We start from the raw sequence: 19,287 nt of genomic DNA, 5'->3' as shown, positions 1-19,287 counted from the left end.
GCGGCGTTACGATACTTTTTCGTAAGTCCTGGACTAATAAGTTCTTCAGTCCTCTTGAGAGGACTTTAGCTGTTAGACAGGGGTTTTAACCCCTGGCTGCTTTATCGGAATTTCGAGACTACTTACCACTCCAATGAATAAACCGTTTCTCTACAATTAGAAACAGCATATTCAGGAAATAGCCTAAAATTCCCGTGACTAAAATCGAGGCATACATATCCTTGACATTGAGCACTTGTTGAGCATCAATAATCCGTTTTCCTAAGCCTTGTTCTGTGCCGATAAACATCTCCGCCACAATCACAATTACCAGGGAAATACTGATACCGCTACGCAAACCAATAAAGGTTTGAGGCAAACTTTCCAACAGTAAGACATCTTTGAAAATTCGCCAACGGTTTGCCCCCATTACTTTTGCTGCCAGAATCCGCGATTGCTTAGCATTAATCACTCCATAAGCGCTGTTAAATACAATCAGTAAAAACGCGCTAAAAGCCGCAATTACTACTTTAGAAAAATCGCTAACTCCAAAAAATAGAATGAACATCGGAATCAGAGCACTTGCTGGTGTCGAACGGAAAAAATCAATTAAAAATTCGACACTGCGATAAACTTTTTCAGAACTACCCAAAGCCACACCAACCGGAACCCCGATAATACCAGCCATCAAAAAAGCGCTAAAAGTTCGTAACACCGTAGCGATAAAATCAGGTAACATTACACCTGTAAACATTCCCGCAATCAGCGTACCGAGAGTAGCAAAAGGCGTAGGTAATAGCACTGGATTGACAAAACCAGAGATAGAAATTAACCACCAAACACCAAAAAGTACCAATACTCCAATGAATGGCAAAAAGCGATCGAAGGAAAATTTTTGAACGTCAATATTAGAGGAAGGTACGCTAGAAGTATTCATTTCCGCATCTCCTGACGAAAGATTTCTAAACAGTAACGGCTGACTTCAATGAATTCGGTAGACGTAAGTGTATCGGGGGTACGCGGACGAGAAACAGTAAAGGGTACTGCTTCCACTAAATGAGTTGGACGTTTACTTAAAAGTAGAACTGTATCTGCTAGAAATACTGCTTCTTCTAAGTTGTGAACTACCATTAACATCGGAATGCCAGTAGCCATGAAAATTTCTTGGAGTTTATCGCGCACGAATAGGGTGGTTTCAAAGTCCAAGGCGGAAAAGGGTTCATCGAGAAAAAGAACTTCTGGATCGGCAACTAGCGCCCGCAAAATGGAAACTAATTGTTGCTGTCCACCAGAGAAATTGTAGGGATAACGTTTGAGGTCAAGGCGAATATTAAAGGTGTCGATTAGGCGTTCGACGCGATCGCGACATTCCTGTTCTGGTACTCCCTTAACTCGCAGTGGATAGGCGATATTGTCATAGGCACTCATCCAGGGAAACATTGAATCCCGATAGTTTTGAAACACATAGCCAATTTTGGCCCGGCGAATTGGTTTACCATGAATCCGAATCTCACCGCGATCGATGGGAATCAACCCGCTAATCATGTTAATTAGGGTGGATTTACCGCAGCCATTGGGGCCAAAAATTGAAACTAATTGATTGTTGGGTAAATCGAGGTTAAAGTCTTCGTAAAGGGGTTGTCCTGCAAAGGATTTGCATAATCCTTGTACGGAAATAAAATGTTCTGGTGGGGCAATATTCGGGCTAATGACAGGATTTACAAGCATAATATGGTTCTCCAGAAAAGTGATTTAGGACTTACGCATTTGAAGTCTGAAACCTCGATTCCCTCGCATTCCTTTTAAATATTTTTAAGGAAGTTAGCTTGGTTCTGCATAAGTCTTGTAACTAAACAGGTTTGTACAATAAGCTGGCAACATCAAGTTGTTTTGAGAAGACTTTTTTATCAGTCATAAAATTGAAGAATTTTTGGAAGTAGGTCACATCTTCCGGCTTAAATTCGTTGTACATTGTGTATCCAATCATGGGAACTTTTTGCACTAAATCCCCTTCGATGGAGGTGTAGCCTACCATATATTGACGCACTTCATCCGGGTTCTTCCTAATATCTTCAACAGCGCGGCGATAGGCTTCTGTGTAGGTTTTGGTTGTAGCGGGATATTGCTGAATAAATTTGCTACTTAGTACGGCTGCACCACCAAACCAAGGAGCTTTGGGATCGCCTAAAATGTATTTGGAAACAACTCCATTTTCCAGAATGCGGGTAAGACCTTTAACTTCGCCAACTGTACCTGTTGGTTCTAGGGTGTAAGCTGCATCAATTTGTCCCGATTCGATCGCGGCTATGTGTTGCCGAATTTCTATTTGCTGTACTTGGGGATTGGTAACTCCTGCTGCTGCCAGGATTGCTTGCGCGATCGCTAAATTCTGTGCTCCTGGTCCTGTGGCAAACTTTTTGTCTTTTAAATCCGCGATCGCCTGAATTGAGCTATTTTTGCCCACAATCACTTGATCGAGTTTGTAGTCAACATTGCTGGGGTTGGCAGCAATGATTTTGAATAATCCCGGTGATGTGATTTCTGAAAGTCCCAAGACACCGCTAGCAACTCCATTGCCTGTTCCCTGAAGCCTTCCAGCAATTAATGCTTCGGCAACTTGGTTGGGTGAGGCAAATTTGACTGCTTCTACGTCTAAGCCGGCTTCTTTGAAATAACCCTTTTTCTCGGCGACAAATAAGGGTAATCCAGAGGCGACCGGCCAGAATCCAATCGAAATTTTACCGGGATTCTCTGAACTGGTTGCCCCAGTAGTGCTTGTCTGAGTTTGAGATTGAGTGCATCCGTGAGCCGCGATCGCGATCGCGCTACCTGCACTCAACTGAAGAAAATACCGTCTCCGAATTTTCATCGTTTTACCTTTACATCCAAGATAATTTGGACTAGAATTGAATCATAAGATACAGAATTTCGATTCACCGTTTCTCTAGCGTAATAGCCGCCTGTTAGAAATCGCTTCCTCGAAATTTATTATCGATACAGCATAGAGATTTAGTGTGTATATTCTGGGGAAGCTTAAGTGGAGAAATGGTGGAAAATGTCAGGGTTTCTCTACACAAAATTAGGACTTAAGCAGGTGGAGATAAATAAACACTATAAAATGCACAGGTGGGCGATCGCCTCTTTTAAAAATTAAAAATTAAAAGTTAAAAATATAATTAATTTCCTTTTTAACTTTTAATTTTTAATTGGATGTAGCTATGAGTTGCAGGCTCTTCGCGGCGAACGCCCACCTTACGTTTTGCGTAAGTCCTGATATTTTTGTGATTGCGAGACTACTGACAAAATTACTTCTTAGGTTTAAAACCTTTCTTCTGGAAATAGGTTCTAAATATCTCATGGGCGACAGGAGCGGCCGATACAGCCCCATATCCCCCCCCTTCGACAACAACCGCGATCGCAACTTCGGGCTTATCGGCAGGCGCAAAACCCACATACATAGAATTATCCGGGTGGCCTGGAATTTCCACCGTCCCCGTCTTACCCGCACTCAGAGGAATAGAACCGTCATTCATACCGCGACCAGTACCTTTAAGCACCACATCAATCAACCCCTGGCGAATCACATTTAAAGTTTCGGGCGCGATCGCAGTCTTAATCGGTTTAGCCTCATTAGCTTGAGAAGTCAACAAATGTGGCTGCACTCGCCAACCCCCATTGGCAACAGTTGACACCATCACCGCCAACTCCAAAGGCGTTACTAACACCAAACCCTGACCAATTGCCATCGTCACCGTATCGCCAACATACCAATCTTCCCCGTACATTTTCACTTTCTCTTTCGGCGTTGGAATTTGACCATGATTTGCCCCATCTAACCCCAATAGCTTCAGATTAATTGTCCCGCCAATCCCCAATTCATGGCCCCATTTAGACATTTGCTCCGGCCCTGCGGCCATCCCTACTTGATAAAAAAACGTATTACTACTGTAGGCTAAAGCATCGCGAAAACCAATAGTGCCATAACCAGCACCATGTTCGTTAAAAGATATACCACCAATAGTAATAGAAGCAGAACTAAACAAAGTTGAATCGGGAGAAAATTTCCCCGACTGCATCCCCGCCGTAGCCGTAACAATTTTAAAAGTGCTGCCAGCAGGATAGCCTTGTAGAGCGCGATTTAGAAAAGGTTTATCTTCACCTTGAAGGCGATCCCACTCTTTTTTACTCACCTTGCTAGTAAAAATATTCGGGTTAAAATCCGGCCAACTAGCCATCGCTAAAACCGCCCCCGTCTTCACATCTAAAGCAACCACTGCTCCCAAGCGATCGCCTAGAGATTTTTCAGCAGTTTTCTGCATATCCAAGTCCAAAGTCAACTGCACCGACTTACCAGCAACAGGAGAATTCACCCCCAACTCCTGTATTTCTTGACCCTTTGCATTCACCTCAATCAAACGATTTCCCCAAACACCCTCAAGGGAAGAATTCGCGATGCGTTCCACTCCCATTTGACCTACAATCATCCCCATCGGATACTTTGGATTAGCTTTAAGCTGATCTAAACTAGCTTCGCCAATATATCCCAAAACGTGCGCTGCTAAATCTCCATAAGGATAGTCCCGACTCGATTCAGGACGAATTTCAATCCCCTGCAAATTACCTGCTTGCTCAGACAAAGAAATAAACGTAGCACGGCTAATATCCTGCCGAATTCGGATCGGCAAAGCAGATTTATAACCAACCTTCTCTAATTTCTTAAGAATTTCCTCTTTAGATATCTTCAATATGGAACTCAGCAGAGAAGCTGTAGCAGGCCATTCCTTTGCCGCCTGTTCCTTTGGCCATAAATATACCGAACGGGAAACTCGATTTGCTGCTAATATTTTGCCATTACGGTCTAAAAGTTGACCTCTGTTGGAAGCAACAGGAAATAACCGAATGCGGTTGTGCTCTGCCCGCTGTCGATTGTATTCGCCTTGAACCAGTTGCAGTTGAGCTAGACGAAAAATCGGCAGACCCATCAAACCAGTAATGCACAGCATTAATAATATCGCTCGGTGTAATCTACTGCGGCGAAGTACCGCATTTTCGAGAGCCGCTTTGTCAAAAAAGCCCGTTCCAGATTTAAAAATATAATTGCTAGCCATTTTCATACCCAAACCGCATTTCTTCTCTTTCCCTATCAAAGGTATTGCCATCCGGAAAAAATCATAAACATAAATTATGCCGATTGGTAGAGGAAGCAACGATATTTTTTGGTTAATGTATAGTTAAATATCAATTTTTCTAAGCTTCAGCTTTTAAGGAAGGAGTTTGTACTATGCAGCCACTTGACATTTTGATTGCTTGGTTAGTTACAGGTAGCAGCTTGCTACTTATTTCTCAATTGCCTATTGGCGTTCAAATTGACAGTACGCCAAAAGCAATAGTTTCAGCAGCAGTTCTGGGGATTTTGAATGTTTTAATCATGCCAATTTTCAGAGCGGTATTTTTTATACCCAATGTTCTAACTCTCGGCTTGCTGTCAGGGCTTTTTGCTTTTGTTATTAATGTGATTATTTTTGCCTTAGCAGCTAAATCTGTTGAGGGTTTCAGCTTGCGAATGGGTATGTGGAGTGCTGTATTAGGAGCCTTAGCTCTGGCTTTAGTTAGCAATTTCATTAATGGCGTGCTGATCTAATTAGGGTAATACCAATTTAATGTGAAGTTGCACTTTATTAAACCCCCGGCTGTCGCCGTCCCCCTTACTAAGGGGGACTATAGGGGGTAATTGATTCAGTAATAGCCGTAGGTTAAGTACAATTTTAGTGTTACCCAAAATAAGAATTGTAGCAAGACTTTTCAGTATTTGATTACCAATTACCAATTACCAATTACCAATTACCAATTACCAATTACCGAATTATAAGCTTTTACCTTAAGGTCAATCCCAGTAATATCAGCGCCCACAACAACTGCAAAAGCTCCCAAATCTAAAGCCTGTTTTGCCATCTGTGGCCCAGCAATACCACCTTCACAAATAATTGGAATATCTAATTTTTCTACCATTTTGGCAAGTAGTTCAAAACCGGGAGGAGATAGATGTTTCGTTTCAGCAGTGTAGCCATAAAGAGTAGTTCCCACCGCATCAGCTCCCGCTTCTGCTGCTTTAATTGCTGTTTCTAAGGTGTCTGCATCAGCCATTACGGGTTTGCCTAATTCATCGTGAATTCTAGCAATCAAACTCTTAACTGTTTCTCCGTTTGGACGGTTTCTGAGAGTAGCATCAATGGCAATGATGTCTGCACCTGCGGCTGAGATCGCCTCCGCATCTTCAAATCTGGGAGTAATATAAACTTCAAATCCCGGCAATACTTGTTTCCAAATCCCAATAATTGGCGAGGAAATGCGCGATCGCACTGCTGTAATATGAGCTGGAGTATCAATTCTAACACCTGCGGCTCCTTGATTGACAGCCGCTTCTGCCATTGCTGCAATAACGCTCGGCTCATGCAAAGGCGAATCACTTGGTGCTTGACAAGATACTATTAGTTTACTGGGAAATTGGTACTGAATCATTGGTAATTGGTAATGGGTAATTGGTAATGGGTGATTGTGTTAGTATAGCAAACGACAAGGTTTTAGCAGATTCTAACTTTCTAAACCCCTTGATTATAAGCTATTCTTTGCATCGCCTAGTTTTTATTCATGATTTTCTAGAAACAAAATTTGCTTTTAACATCCCTTTAAAGCGCCTCCAGTTAGCACGAACAACCTTCCGCTGTGCCAGGATATGTAACACAATAAATGCCAGAAATGTATAAGCCAACCAAAAGTGCAAACTTCTACTTAAGTCCACTAAAGCAGAATTTTGGGGGAATATATCGGGCAGAGTAAACCCCAAGAAATGGACATTGTTATTTTTATATGAATTTGCAAAAAAGAAACCGCTAACCGGAAGTGCAAACATAAATAAATACAGCGTAGAATGTAATAAAAATTTCTGCGTCCACTCCCGACTAAGCTTTGGCAAACTGCGAGTATATTTACGCCGCCATACCTGAAGTAAAATCAAGATTCTCCAGGTCAAAAGACCCATAACTAAGACACCCATTGCCTTATGAAAATTATACAATTCTCCCCGGAGTGGAGTCTCGCGGGACACATTCGCCATAAATGTACCTGTTGTAAACAGCAACAGGTAGCAACACCCCATTACCCAGTGTATAGACATTAATTGCTTAAAAGCCGAATTAAGTCTAGGTTTAATTGCCTCTTTGCTGAAAATCATCTTTTCTCTTATCTAGATTATTAAGGATAAATTACCCCAGACAACCTTTATCTGTCAAGTTATACCAGTTCCCCAAAATCATGCAACATTCCCAGTAATCTTAGCCATTAGTTATTAGCAAATTCGTGATTTTATGTAATAGTTCCTCTGGCTGCACAGGTTTATTCAAATAATCATCTGCACCTGCATTCATGGCTGCTTTTTGATCGGATAGCATTGTCTTATTTGTTAAAGCTAGAATTTTGAGACCTTGAGCATAATTGGCGCTGAGGTTTCTCAACTGATGGATGATTTCATAACCATCTATTCCTGGCAATCGCATATCGACAATTACAACTATAGGCTGAAACAATTTAATTTGTTCTACCGCAGTAGAACCTTCAATCATCCACACTACTTGCAGGCCCGCTGCTGTCATAATATCGCAAATAAGCGCGGCAATTTCCTCGTTTTCTTCAATTACAACGAGACAACCTTGCAAAGCAGAAGATTGAGAGATAAATAATGAATCTGTTTGTTCCTCTTTCCTGTTGGCAACCCGCTCAAGTTTTTTGATATTTTGAACTGGAATAAATGCTGTAAAAATAGAGCCAACGCCGACAGTAGATTTGACTTCGATCGCGCCGCCATGTAATTCTACTAGGTGTTTAGTTAAGGCTAAACCTAAACCAATACCGCTATATTCGCGGCGGTAAGGTGAATCTAACTGCTTAAATTTCTGAAACAGCAAAGATTGCTGCTCTTTAGCAATGCCAATGCCAGTATCTTCTACCTGGAAAACAGCAATATTTCCACCCGATTTAATGCTCTTTTGACGCAATGGGGATATAGAATTTTCACTTTTTACAGAAACTCGGAGGGTTACTCGCCCCCCTTTTGGGGTAAACTTAATGGCATTTGTCAATAGATTGAAGAGGATTTGTTTAATTCTACGCTGGTCGCCTACAAAGCGCTCGCGACCGGGTTCAATTTGCTGTTCAATCGCGATTGCTATGTGTTTAGCTGCTGCTTGTTCCTTGATATCGGCTACAGTTAAATAAGCTACTTGAGATAGGGAAAATTCACTGATTTTTAATGCCGTATTCCCAGCTTCTACTTGAGATAAATCTAGAATATCTTCGATTAAATCCAACAACTTTTTACCGCTATCGTGAATAGTTTGCAAGTAATTTTTCTGCTTGGAAGGAGGAATCTTGCTATTAGCTTCATTGCCACAACACCAACGTAGGAGAGTAGCGGAAATCCCAATTACGCAGGTGAGAGGAGTCCGTAATTCATGACTCATAGTTGCTAAGAATTCACTTTTGGCAAGACTCGCTGATTGGGCCGCAGCAAGTGCATCTTGGAGTTCCTGGGTGCGCTCAATTACCCGCTGTTCTAGGGTACGTTTTTGCTGCTGCAACTGTGCATAGAGTTCGGCTTGGTAAATTGCGATCGCTAAGTGTTCTGCAATTTGTCTCAGAAACGTTTTTTTACTTTCTTCCCACTCGCGTACCTCAAAACACTGGTGGGCAATCAGTAGCCCCCAAAGTTCTTCTTGAACTATAATCGGTACTACTAACTTAGCTCGTACCTGACACGAGCGCATAAACTCTAAAAAACAGGGGCGATCGCTGTAGGTAGTTTCGATATCTGCGACACCGATAGTAATTCCTTTGCGATATTTCTCTTGATAGTTGGGTACGTCGGGAAAACAAGCCGATCCTTCAGATAAGTAAAGTACAGAAGCGATCTTTTCATTCGCCAAAGCTTCGTAATTAACACGACCACAGAGTTGCTCTGAAGCCTGTTTTATCGTCTTTTTAGTAGGAAGCTTATTTTCAATATTCTCGCTAGTTTTTTGTCGGTATTGAAATTGATAAATTAACAGACGATCGACCTGCAAAAATTGTCGAAACTGCTCGACTGCTGTTGACAAAATCACTGGCAATTCTAAACTCTCCCGAATCTGAGTTGTTACCTGATTTAAAAGCCGTTCTTGTTCGAGTTGCGGGTGACAGGAATCTTCTATATATTTGCACCCTGAAGGATAGAGGGCGGAATTTACACAGCAATTTAAGGAAATAATTTCCAGCAATTGCAGGGTGAATTCACTCTGGAGATTAGCATCATTAGATTTTATATTTTTTAGCGCCATTCTCATGGCATAAATGTCAATATTCCTCGGCAGTTTCGTCCCTGCTGCTATGTGAAGATCGCATAGTTTATATCCAAAAGCAGCGATTGCTTCTGGCTCGAAAGTCAACCCGACATTTAATGAAGTATTAGATACTATTGAATTTTTAATTGGGAATTTTTGATCGGGGAGAGTGCAGATATCTCCCGCAGTCTGCACCTCTTCCTTCACCCACAATAGTGCGCTAAATTTTTCCGAAATAAATATTGCAAAGTTTTGGGGTAACTCAGTAGTAAATTCAGTTGCGGCGATTGCATTTTCCGTAAGCATTAATGTACCTGGAATTTGAGCCATTTGTCGCAATAATTGGCAAATAGCATCAAAGGTTTCTACAGGTAAAGTCCGAGTTAATGTTGGAGGTGTAAGAATAGACATTTATCTGGTTTATTTACAGAAAATGACCATAATCTCCCTTGTTTTATAGGGGGAAACGGAGGGTCGAGTTTGCGAGGCAATCAATGAAATTAGATGGGAAATTTGGGATTGGAAGTTCTAGGGACGGTTATGCCGCACATTAGCTATGTAAATTTGAGATTAGAACTTATCTGTAACCTCAGCATTTAATCTCTCCTCTGAGGTGGCAAACCCAGCAGGGGCCCCAGGGAGCCCTTGTTTTTCTTGAGTACAAGTGAAATTAGAGGAAACAGCATGATGAGTTTATTTAACCTTAAACCAGTATAATGCCAAGATATATGGTTTGTTGACTTTTACCTACGGTACTAGGGTGCATGAGCGACCTAACTCAGCTAACGCTGGATTCCACGCTAGGCCAATTGCCCTCCCATGACTTCCAAGTGAGTTCTACAACTCTCGGACAGGTTATCGCCCAAAAATTTGGGCAGCAACCCGATCTACCTGGAGTAATTATTACTCAAGACTCACAAATGTTGGGCATGATTTCTCGTGTCAAATTTCGCGAACAAATGAGTCTCCCCGATCGAGTTGAGCTTTATTGGCAACGGCCGATTCGTTTGCTTTTAGATTTTATTAGAATTCCCCCTTTGGTGCTTTCTGAAAATTGGAAAATAGATGAAGCCGTGCAAACAGCTCTTAATCGACCTAAAGACCTGGTTTATGAACCAATTATTATTGTTTTAGAAGACCGAGGTCTCCATCTGCTTGATATCCAAACTCTAATTTTAGCTCAGTCTCAAATGTTAGCTCAAGCTAATAAGGCGATTCACCAGCAAAAGTTAGAAGCGCAGCAGTATATTGAAAAAATTCAGCAAGGACAGACAAAAGTTAAGGAATATAGCCAGCTTCTAGAAGCTACTCTGAAGAGAAAACAAAAGCCCAGCCCAAGTTATAGTTCTGAACAAACAGAACTCTTGAAACAAGCCCAAGAAGTCGCTCAGCTAAATCAACGATTTATTCGTATTGCTCAATTAATTTGCGTAGAAGGCAAGCAAGCTTTCCAAGCGACTTTCCAGGGTTCTAATTTTATTTGCAACAATACAGATAAAATTTTAGACCTTGGTAAGGTAATAGGCAAAGATTTAGAAGGAGTTAACAGTGCTTCTAAATTAATTGGAGAGATTATCCAACAAGTTCGACACTTAGCAGTACAAGCTACGATTGTCTCCAACCAGCAGGGTAATCAATCTAATGGGCTGAGCCAAGTAAGTTTAGAAATTAGCCGACTGGTAAGCCAAGCCTTTGAGGTAGGCAATCAAATCGATCAAATCACTAGCCGCTTTAAAATTCGCATACAAGAACTCACTGAGACTGCTAAAAGCAACGCTAACGCTGCTAGGAGTGTCAGTCAAAAGATAGAACGCGGAGAGATGGCATTGTTAGAATTAGAGGAATTTGCCAGGAATCAAAATCCCAATTTAATTCCAATTCTACAAGAGCATTTGAGAAACGTAGATACTACCACTGGGGATTCTTTGGTTCAACAAATCGAGAGGTCTGAAGCGGCAGTCTCGCAGTTAGAAAAGTTGGTACAACAGGGAGATTCGCGATACCTAATTGAAAAAATTGAACAGGCACTCAGATACAGAAAACAGAATTGATGGTAATTGGTAATTGGTAATTGGTAATGGCTAATTGCTAATGGCTAATCGCTAATCGCTAATTTAGGAATTACTGTGGAGTTCCAGAAACCGGGTTTTTTAAAGAATCTGTGGGTTCGGGCAAAGTATTTTTGTCAAAAAACCCGGTTTCTTTGGTTGGGTGCGTGGGTGCGTAAGTCCTGTGTTAGTTGTCCACGAGATGAAAATATCCTCGGCGTAGAGCATAGAACAGCCGTTGGATTGCTATTTTCTCTTCTTTGTCTAGTGAACCATTGGACAAAGCAGATTCTAATGTTAATTTATCTGTATGAGTTAGTTGGCCCGTGCAAGAAACCTGAGCATATAACTCAAGGATTTGGTTGGAAAAAAAATTTGTGTTGTTTATCATTGCTGTACATCCTTTAAATTCATATATAACAGAAGGCTAAGGCTTAGGCTAAGGCAGAAGGCAGAAAAGAGCTATACCGAAAAAGTTAGTTATCTACAAAGGCCGAAGTGAAAGGCAATCTTCAGCAAGAGTTTCAGAAATTAATAAGATTTTAACAAGCATGGCGACTGCTATCTAAATAAACTGTTATCTAAATAAATAGTATTTGATTTAATATTTGAGCTGTATCTTCCCAACGGATGATTTTTATTGCTACTACCAGTCACTAGAAAACTAATCCCTAACACAATTATTCTTTAGGGGATTGCGACGATCCCCGTCACTTCACCTTGTGATCTTTCTCACCTATCACTAGAGCGTATTTATCAGAAGACTGAAGGGAAAACACTTAGGTCACTAGCTTTTAGAGAATCGGTATTTTCAGGCTAATTATGTTCCTTTACTTAACTCCAGTATTGGTTCCTCTTCGTGGGCAAGCAAGCTGTTGGCTGCCTCTAACATATTCTCTGCTATCTCTTTGAGGTCTTCCCGACTGTCTAGATAAGTTTTCAGTGCTTCCAAGGGGTCGATGCTGTTGCTAGAATCCAACTCTGGCAAGCGAGGTCTAGCAAGTTGACTGAGCAATTCTGGTTGAATGGTGTAGCTGTGAGCTTCCCTCAAAGCGCTGTGTAATTCTGCATTTTCGATACTGTTTAATTGATCCGATCGCAACTGGTAAATTAACCGCACTACCGCGTCTTTAATCTCCTTTTTCTCAATTGCTTTGAGTATTTCTACTTGAGGATTTTCTGCTTGGGATACATCAACTTTAATGGTGCAAAAATCCCGTACTGGCAAAGGGCAAAATTCCCAAGTGGCTTTCCCCCGCTCTAGTTCAACCAGGACAAAACCTTTGTCTTCTTTTTCTTCGCTAAAATCAACTCGTTCTATGCTACCGGGATAGATCACGGGAGGATCGTTAGATTTGTTAAGATTCTGATGTTTGTGGACGTGACCGAGGGCTACATAGTCGAAACAGGGGCGAGTCAGCATTGAGAGGGGAATGTTAAAGCCTTTTCCAACGGCTAAAAAACGTTCAGCGCCGAGATTGGCTCGATCTGCCATCAAGTGAGCGAGTAATATGGTTGGTACTTCTGAGTCGAGGCGGCGGATTTCACCTTCGATCGCAACTCTGAGGCGATCGGCAAGTAATTTGTTAACATCGTCAAGGGAAAAGCCTTCGGTTTCCGATCGCGCCATCAAGGTAGAACGGGTAAGCCAGGGAAGCGTGATAACTTGTACTGGGCCGTTGCGGGTTTGGATGCGATGGAGTTCTAAGCGATCGCCTACAATAAATCCTGGCACTCCCAAAGTGCGGTAAATTCCTAAACTCGCGCCTCCTTGTCCTTGGGAATGTTGGTCGTGATTTCCTACTAGCAATACTGTCGGAATTTGAGCCTCGACTAAGCGGCTAAATTGGCGGGCAAAAGCTTCTTTTACAAATGGCGGCGGCGTAGCGTCAGGGAAAGCATCTCCGCCAAATATAACCAAATCAACTGGCTCAGAAATTGCCCTATCCATACAGCGCCCTAGAGTGCTAGTAAAATCTTCCAGCCGGGTATTTAAACCCGTTTCTGGATTAGTTTTTCCATGAGACAACCCGCTTCCCATGTGGATGTCTGAGACGTGAAGAATTTTAATCATTATTTCGTTCTCCTGTAATTGTTAAGTAGAAGGAAGAAGGAAGAAGGAAGAAGGATTTAGTTATCTAGGAGAGAAGGAAGAAGGAAGAAGGATTTACTTAGTACTGTAGAACTTCCCCAAAAGTATAACGCCGCCAACAGGCGCGGTGAGTTAACCGCCAAGATAGCGGCGTTACGTAAAATAATTTTATTCATTATCTATTCCCGGAATTTTGCGATAAATTTCGCTCATCGGACAGCTAAAATTTATACTAGCTAAGTGTAACTCATCTCCCTGTTCATAAGTCTGAGAAACCCAAATTCCCTCAGCATTGAGACGAAAACACTCGATCCTAACCTGAGATTGATTGACTAGCACATATTCCTGCAAGCTTGATAAATTTTGATAGTCTGCAAATTTCTCATTTCTGTCAAAAATTGCCGTTGATGGAGACAGCACCTCAATAATTAGAGAAGGATAGAGAATAAAATCTTCCGTAGAATTTGTATCTCTTTGATCGCAAGTCACCGCTACATCAGGATAGTAATAACAATCAGCTTCTTCAATTCTGACTTTTGTATCTGCCATGAAAACAAGGCAGTTCGTATCATCAAGATGATTTTCTAACAAACTTACTAATTTGACAGAGAGGCGTACATGAGGGTTCTTAGCGCCCGTCATCGCATAGACGTGCCCTCGCCGATACTCATGTTTAATCGGACTTTGCCGTTCCCCTTCTAGATAGTCTTTGGGAGATATATAGAAATTATTTTTGTTAACAAACATTTGCATTTTATCCGCTAATTTTACATTGTACATTGATTTAGGATATCTACAGCCAGGATGACGGCGTTACGGATATTGTCACAAGCACATTTATGAACTAAACTCAAGAAATCGAGCGTGCCAAAGCAGTCCGCTTTCTGTCAAGCCTTGCGATCGCACTTTTATTTTAACACCGTGAGGATTGGCAGCATAGCGTCGGGAAATTTCCTCCATTTCTTCCATGCTAAAACCAGTCCCAACTGTTCCCACAGGGACTAATTTACCCTCAATTTCTCGTGCAACTTCAATTGCACTAAATGGTCGCCCCGCCACTTTTGTATTAGTCAGTCCTACAATTAATAAATCGAGTTCAAGACAGTATTTAGTCCTCACCATTGGGAAGGTGCGGACATCTTTTCCTCCCACATAGCGGCAGTTATGCAAAATCCAGATTTCTCCTTCTCTGTTCTCTGTTTCCTGCTGGCGTGCCAATAAAGCTTTCTCTTCTAAGGTGCGAAATGTAGGTACAATTTCAAATTCTTGGGAATTAGCAGCAAGCAGTTTACCAATGACAACACCTGCTGCAATTCTGTCTGACTCTGTAACCTGAGTTAGGTCATTTCCCTTAAAGAAAAGAGATTTGAAAATGCCATAGACTACGTGCGGATGAATAGTAGGAAAACCGCTTTCAATATTAACAGTTGCAGCCTGAGAACCTGTTCGGTGTTCGCTGCCAGTAACGCTTTTATAATATAATTCCCCATCTAAAACAAACGATCCTAGTTTAGTGGCGGCTTCAACTAATCTAATCTCAAGTTCAATTGATGGCTGTTGGCGCAATCGAGTCGAACGGGATTGATAGTAAATTTTATCTTTGGTGGCAATTACAACTACTCGATTGCCATCGCGTTTTGGCTGACCCCAATAGTCAGAATTTTCTATATAATAAGAGCGTTCGCTGGGTGCATCTACTGCCTGCATTGTGACAATTCTTCCGGGTTGTAAATGTGGCGGTAATTCGGGTATAATATCAATATTATTGACAAATTTTGGTTGCGTGCTAGATTTAGGTTTTTTAGTGATTTCGGAAGCAGAACTATTTTCCAAATTAGAAACAAGCGCCTTTTGTCCTGTCTCCAACTCAAAGGCTTTCTGCCAAAATCCAGCCGCTATCTCTGGGTATCCTTCCGATTCCGCACATAGTGCAAAACTAACAACTTTCGCAGTACCTATTCCGCGTCCATAATCGGCTAAATACTGCAAAGCACCTTGTTCTCCTAATAGGTGTAATCCTCTAGTAACGATGCGGTTGTTCCAGCGTTCTCGAATGTCGGTGCTGATTTTCTTTGCGGCTTTTCGCTTTGATTCGATATATTCGGTGTATTCCATATTTAACTCCCTTATATTCTTAGAGAATTTAGTAACGCCGCCCTCGCTTGCAGTAATTTGACCGCCCAGAGGGCGGCGTTACAATATGTGGCTTAGTCTTATGATTACAATATAGATTCTCTTGATTTATTAGTCAAGTTAATTGATACCAAGCTAACTAAATCCTTCTTCCTTCTTCAAACTCCTTTCCGATGTAGTGCCAATTACCAAACTGTCTCACCATCGCCTGCATCTTTTCCCTATCCATCCAAGAGCCTATCTCACTTATGCTGTAGGGATTTCAGCCATTTTTTCTTTGTGTTTCTACCTAGCGAACCCTGTAGAGATTGAGATAGTGACACTATTCAAGTCTTTGATTACTGAATCAGCTTTTATCGTTGGAATATCAACATCAAAAACTGAAATCTTCTCTCTCATTCACACTTATGTCTAATCCATCTCTAAATATCTTCACAGCAAGTCTAATCGCTGCTTTAAGCGCCATATCTGTTCCTCAATTTACATTGGCAGCTTCACCCTCTCTTTGCCCAATGATTAGACAACAAATGACCTGGGGTGTGCCAGTGGATGTTGAGACGTTGCGCCAAGCAATTCAACAAGGAAGTAACCCTAATGAACTCTGTACGTTTCGTGAAGATAATTATAATATTTTTCCTCTTCATTTTCTACTAGGAACGGATCTAAATGAGTTAGCTAAACTCCTGATTTCCAAAGGAGCCGATGTCAATGCCAAAGACGGCAATGGAGATACACCACTTCATCATTTGGGAAGTTCTGAAGAAATGGCACGTTTATTAATTAGCAAAGGTGTCGATGTTAACGCCAAAAATCTGAATGGAATTACCCCACTTCATAATCAATGGAATCGGAAGAATCGTGCAGTATCGGCAATCTTAATTGCTAATGGTGCTAATGTCAATGCTCGTAGTGGAGAACTGACTCCTCTCCATTTAGCAAGAGATCCCAAGGTGGTCGATTTGTTAATCCGTAAAGGAGCAGATATCAATGCCCGCAGCAATCAAAATTTTACACCTCTTCACTACGCATATAACAATCTTAAAGTTTCCAGGTTGTTGATCGAAGCTGGAGCAGATTTAACCATTCAAAATCGTGAGGGTGCTGTGATTCATGCACCCGGTGGTTTGCATCCAGAAGTGTTAAAATTAATGTTAGCAAGGGGAGTTGATGTCAATTTAAAAAATCGTGATGGTAAAACATCGCTACACACTCAGGCTCTAGATCGAGAACTCGTCAAACAATTGTTAGCTAAGGGAGCCAACGTCAATGCTAAGGATAATTTAGGTCGAACACCATTACACTATGCTAACCGGGATGTAGCAGTATTGTTAATTGCTAGAGGTGCTAATCTCAATTCCCAAGATAGTCGAGGACAGACACCACTCCATGTGTTGATGGAGGAGGGTAATTACCTTGGCATAGACTTGATACCGTTCTTGTTGGAAAAGGGCGCTAAGGTGAATATTAAGGATATGAAAGGCAATACTCCATTGCGTTTAGCGATTCTCGCTAAAAAAACTGAGACAATCGCACTGTTAAAGCGTTATGGAGGCAAGGTTTAACCCCAAATTCTGCATGAAAATTGTTCAAGAAGCTAATCCTAATAGTCTTGGCGACTGCTATAGCTGTTTGAACAGGTGTCAAACAGCCACAAACATCTCACGTCAATGATTTGGCAATTTTTGGGGATGTTTAATGAAGCACTAAATGTGAATACCGCATTCAGTTTTGCCAGTACCACGCCAGCGGCCTGCGCGTTCATCTTCACCTTCTGCTACAGGCGTTGTAATCGGTTCGTCACCAATACTGAGATAGCCTTGGTCGTGCAAAGGATTATAAATTACGCCGTGTTCCATTACATAAGCCCAAGTTTCCTTGCGCGTCCAAGACGCTATAGGATTAACTTTGAGGCGATTTTGGGAGTCAACTTCAAACACAGGCATATCCGCACGAGTAACAGCTTGATCCCGCCTGCGGCCGGTAATCCAGGCGACAGTATTCAATTCATTGAGACCCCGTTGCAGAGGTTCAATTTTAGTGAGATGGTGGAATTGTGCAATATCGCTGTCCCAAAGAGCTTCGCCATATTTAGCAGCGAAAGCTTCGCGGGAGTCCACATCTAGATTCTGGTAAATTTGGAGATTCAGGTTGTAGAGTTCTTTGGCCTTTGCGACTAACTCCAAAGTTTGGGGAAAGTGATGCAAAGTCTCTAAAAACATGACGGGTACTGGAACTTCTGGCTTAAGTTCGCGGTAGAGAATATCCGTGATTACCATGTCATCGACATTGAAGGCGCTAGTTTGCACTAATCCTGTGGGGATATTCTCAACACACCAAGCCAGAATTTCTCTGGGATGGGCTAAGTTAAACTTTTGGTTCAGTTCGTCTAGGTCAATGTTGGCAACTGAGATTGGAGATGCTGTAGATTGAGTCATTATGTTGAAATTTAATCAGTCTGTATTTCTACAATATCGGAACTGCGACCCGTTGGTTTAGTAGTAAGTGCGGTTAAAAGGCGAATAAAAAGATGAAAGTAAAAATTCTAGCCGTTAATTCGCGATCGCGCAGCAGCCGAGAGCAGGAAATATCCCCATGCGATCGGGGCACAGCCTTCGGGCAGATAATTTATGGTTGCTACCCAAGGACTTTCTGTCCGCAGGCTTCGCCTCTACGAGTATATTTGCTCAAACCACTACTGATAACAATTGCTCTGCTTGCTCCTCTGGCACTCCCAGTTCCGGCTAATGCTGATAGTAATTTAGCGATCGCACCTCTGTTACCAAATTCTCAACTCGCGGGAGAATTTCAGCAAGCCGCACGCAAAGATATCGAATTGCTAGATGTTGACGACTACCGAAGAAAGGCAGTTGAGAAGTTATCTAACGAAGACTTTCAAGGTGCGCTTAAGGATTTGAACGAAGTAATTAGGCTCGAACCAACTGATGCCTATGCTTATTTCTTGCGGGGCACAATCCGCTACATACTCAAAGATTATCAAGGAACGATTGAGGATTACAATCAGGTGATAAAACTCGATCCCAATAATGTCCTAGTCTATGGATTTCGGGGGGATCTCTACTCTCAATTGGGAGAATATCAGGCAGCAATTGAGGATTATAGTCAGGTAATTAAGCTCGATCCGAACAATTCTAGCGTTTACTTGAACCGAGGCCTGATTCGCGACACCATCAAAGATTATCAGGGAGCAATTGAGGATTACAACCAGTTGCTTAAGCTCGATCCGAACAATTCTATGGCTTACAACAATCGATGCTACACTCGCGCTCGTGGACTGGGAGATTACCAAGGAGCGATCGCGGATTGTAACGAGTCAATTCGTCTCGATCCTGAAAATGCTTATGCCTACGCCAGTCGGTGCTATACTCGCGCTGGGCTGGGAGACACAAAAGCCATTGAGGATTGCGATCGCGCCCTGGCAATCGATCCTGAGTATGCTGGAGGCTATGAAGACAGAGCCCTTGCTCGTTCTATTCTAGAAGACAAATCGGGAGCGATCGCTGATTTGAAACAAGCCGCAAAACTCTATCAGGAACAGGAGAAAATGTTTGATTACAAACGAGTCCAAGAAATTCTTAAACAACTTCAACCTTAGTACACAAACTACAAAAGCAATTAGAATATTTTGAATTGTAAGGTGGGCGCT

16 protein-coding genes are annotated in these 19,287 nt (G+C 41.9%); 4 read left to right on the top strand and 12 right to left on the bottom strand.

The features are described 5' to 3' along the window. Positions 1 to 118: 118 nt before the first annotated feature. The 4 genes from PN499_RS25145 to mrdA form a co-directional block, all read right to left on the bottom strand. A complete protein-coding gene (locus PN499_RS25145; protein ID WP_007356352.1) occupies positions 119 to 916 on the bottom strand; it encodes an ABC transporter permease in 798 nt (265 codons plus the stop codon). Next, positions 913 to 1,707 (bottom strand): ABC transporter ATP-binding protein, encoded by a 795-nt coding sequence (locus PN499_RS25140; protein ID WP_272035677.1) that lies wholly within the window; start codon positions 1,705 to 1,707, stop codon positions 913 to 915. The genes PN499_RS25145 and PN499_RS25140 overlap by 4 nt, the downstream gene beginning before the upstream one ends. Before the next feature lie 121 nt (positions 1,708 to 1,828). Continuing rightward, positions 1,829 to 2,848: an ABC transporter substrate-binding protein gene (locus tag PN499_RS25135; RefSeq protein WP_272035675.1), complete on the bottom strand. Its 1,020-nt coding sequence runs from the start codon at positions 2,846 to 2,848 to the stop codon at positions 1,829 to 1,831. A 436-nt stretch (positions 2,849 to 3,284) separates the two neighbouring features. Then, positions 3,285 to 5,087: a penicillin-binding protein 2 gene (gene mrdA, locus PN499_RS25130; RefSeq protein WP_272035683.1), complete on the bottom strand. Its 1,803-nt coding sequence runs from the start codon at positions 5,085 to 5,087 to the stop codon at positions 3,285 to 3,287. Positions 5,088 to 5,260: 173 nt separating this feature from the next. Here mrdA and PN499_RS25125 point away from each other — a divergent pair, with 173 nt between their 5' ends. Next, positions 5,261 to 5,620, top strand: a complete 360-nt coding sequence (locus tag PN499_RS25125; protein ID WP_272035673.1) for a phage holin family protein — start codon at positions 5,261 to 5,263, stop codon at positions 5,618 to 5,620. 200 nt (positions 5,621 to 5,820) lie between these two features. Here PN499_RS25125 and PN499_RS25120 read toward each other — a convergent pair whose 3' ends face one another. The 3 genes from PN499_RS25120 to PN499_RS25110 all read right to left on the bottom strand — a co-directional run bounded on the left by PN499_RS25120 (position 5,821) and on the right by PN499_RS25110 (position 9,761). Beyond that, positions 5,821 to 6,498, bottom strand: a complete 678-nt coding sequence (locus PN499_RS25120) for an N-acetylmannosamine-6-phosphate 2-epimerase (protein WP_272035671.1) — start codon at positions 6,496 to 6,498, stop codon at positions 5,821 to 5,823. A gap of 127 nt (positions 6,499 to 6,625) precedes the next feature. Continuing rightward, positions 6,626 to 7,153, bottom strand: a complete 528-nt coding sequence (locus tag PN499_RS25115; protein ID WP_272035681.1) for a cytochrome b — start codon at positions 7,151 to 7,153, stop codon at positions 6,626 to 6,628. A 157-nt stretch (positions 7,154 to 7,310) separates the two neighbouring features. Beyond that, positions 7,311 to 9,761 carry a hybrid sensor histidine kinase/response regulator gene (locus PN499_RS25110; RefSeq protein ID WP_272035669.1) on the bottom strand — a complete coding sequence of 817 codons (2,451 nt, stop codon included), beginning with the start codon at positions 9,759 to 9,761 and terminating at the stop codon, positions 7,311 to 7,313. Positions 9,762 to 10,114: 353 nt separating this feature from the next. Between PN499_RS25110 and PN499_RS25105 the strand changes: the two genes are divergently transcribed. Next, entirely contained in the window at positions 10,115 to 11,401 is a 1,287-nt protein-coding gene (locus tag PN499_RS25105) for a CBS domain-containing protein (protein WP_272035667.1), read from the top strand. Positions 11,402 to 11,585: 184 nt separating this feature from the next. Here PN499_RS25105 and PN499_RS25100 read toward each other — a convergent pair whose 3' ends face one another. The 4 genes from PN499_RS25100 to PN499_RS25085 form a co-directional block, all read right to left on the bottom strand. After that, positions 11,586 to 11,789 carry a hypothetical protein gene (locus tag PN499_RS25100; protein WP_272035665.1) on the bottom strand — a complete coding sequence of 68 codons (204 nt, stop codon included), beginning with the start codon at positions 11,787 to 11,789 and terminating at the stop codon, positions 11,586 to 11,588. Between the two features lie 429 nt (positions 11,790 to 12,218). Beyond that, positions 12,219 to 13,472 (bottom strand): exonuclease subunit SbcD, encoded by a 1,254-nt coding sequence (gene sbcD / locus PN499_RS25095; RefSeq protein WP_272035663.1) that lies wholly within the window; start codon positions 13,470 to 13,472, stop codon positions 12,219 to 12,221. A gap of 186 nt (positions 13,473 to 13,658) precedes the next feature. After that, positions 13,659 to 14,237, bottom strand: a complete 579-nt coding sequence (locus PN499_RS25090; protein ID WP_272035679.1) for a Uma2 family endonuclease — start codon at positions 14,235 to 14,237, stop codon at positions 13,659 to 13,661. Between the two features lie 90 nt (positions 14,238 to 14,327). Further along, complete coding sequence (locus tag PN499_RS25085; protein ID WP_272035661.1) at positions 14,328 to 15,605, bottom strand: ATP-dependent DNA ligase; 1,278 nt, start codon at positions 15,603 to 15,605, stop codon at positions 14,328 to 14,330. A gap of 425 nt (positions 15,606 to 16,030) precedes the next feature. Here PN499_RS25085 and PN499_RS25080 point away from each other — a divergent pair, with 425 nt between their 5' ends. After that, entirely contained in the window at positions 16,031 to 17,185 is a 1,155-nt protein-coding gene (locus PN499_RS25080) for an ankyrin repeat domain-containing protein (protein ID WP_272035659.1), read from the top strand. Positions 17,186 to 17,326: 141 nt separating this feature from the next. Here the strand turns inward: PN499_RS25080 and cysH are convergent, their stop codons facing one another. Continuing rightward, complete coding sequence (cysH, locus tag PN499_RS25075; protein ID WP_272035657.1) at positions 17,327 to 18,058, bottom strand: phosphoadenosine phosphosulfate reductase; 732 nt, start codon at positions 18,056 to 18,058, stop codon at positions 17,327 to 17,329. Between the two features lie 92 nt (positions 18,059 to 18,150). Here cysH and PN499_RS25070 point away from each other — a divergent pair, with 92 nt between their 5' ends. After that, positions 18,151 to 19,236, top strand: a complete 1,086-nt coding sequence (locus tag PN499_RS25070) for a tetratricopeptide repeat protein (RefSeq protein ID WP_272035655.1) — start codon at positions 18,151 to 18,153, stop codon at positions 19,234 to 19,236. Positions 19,237 to 19,287: the final 51 nt, after the last annotated feature.

Origin of the sequence: Kamptonema animale CS-326, from assembly GCF_028330895.1 — a bacterium.
Taxonomy (GTDB): Bacteria; Cyanobacteriota; Cyanobacteriia; order Cyanobacteriales; family Microcoleaceae; genus Kamptonema; species Kamptonema formosum.
This window is presented reverse-complemented; position numbering and strand designations above follow the sequence as displayed.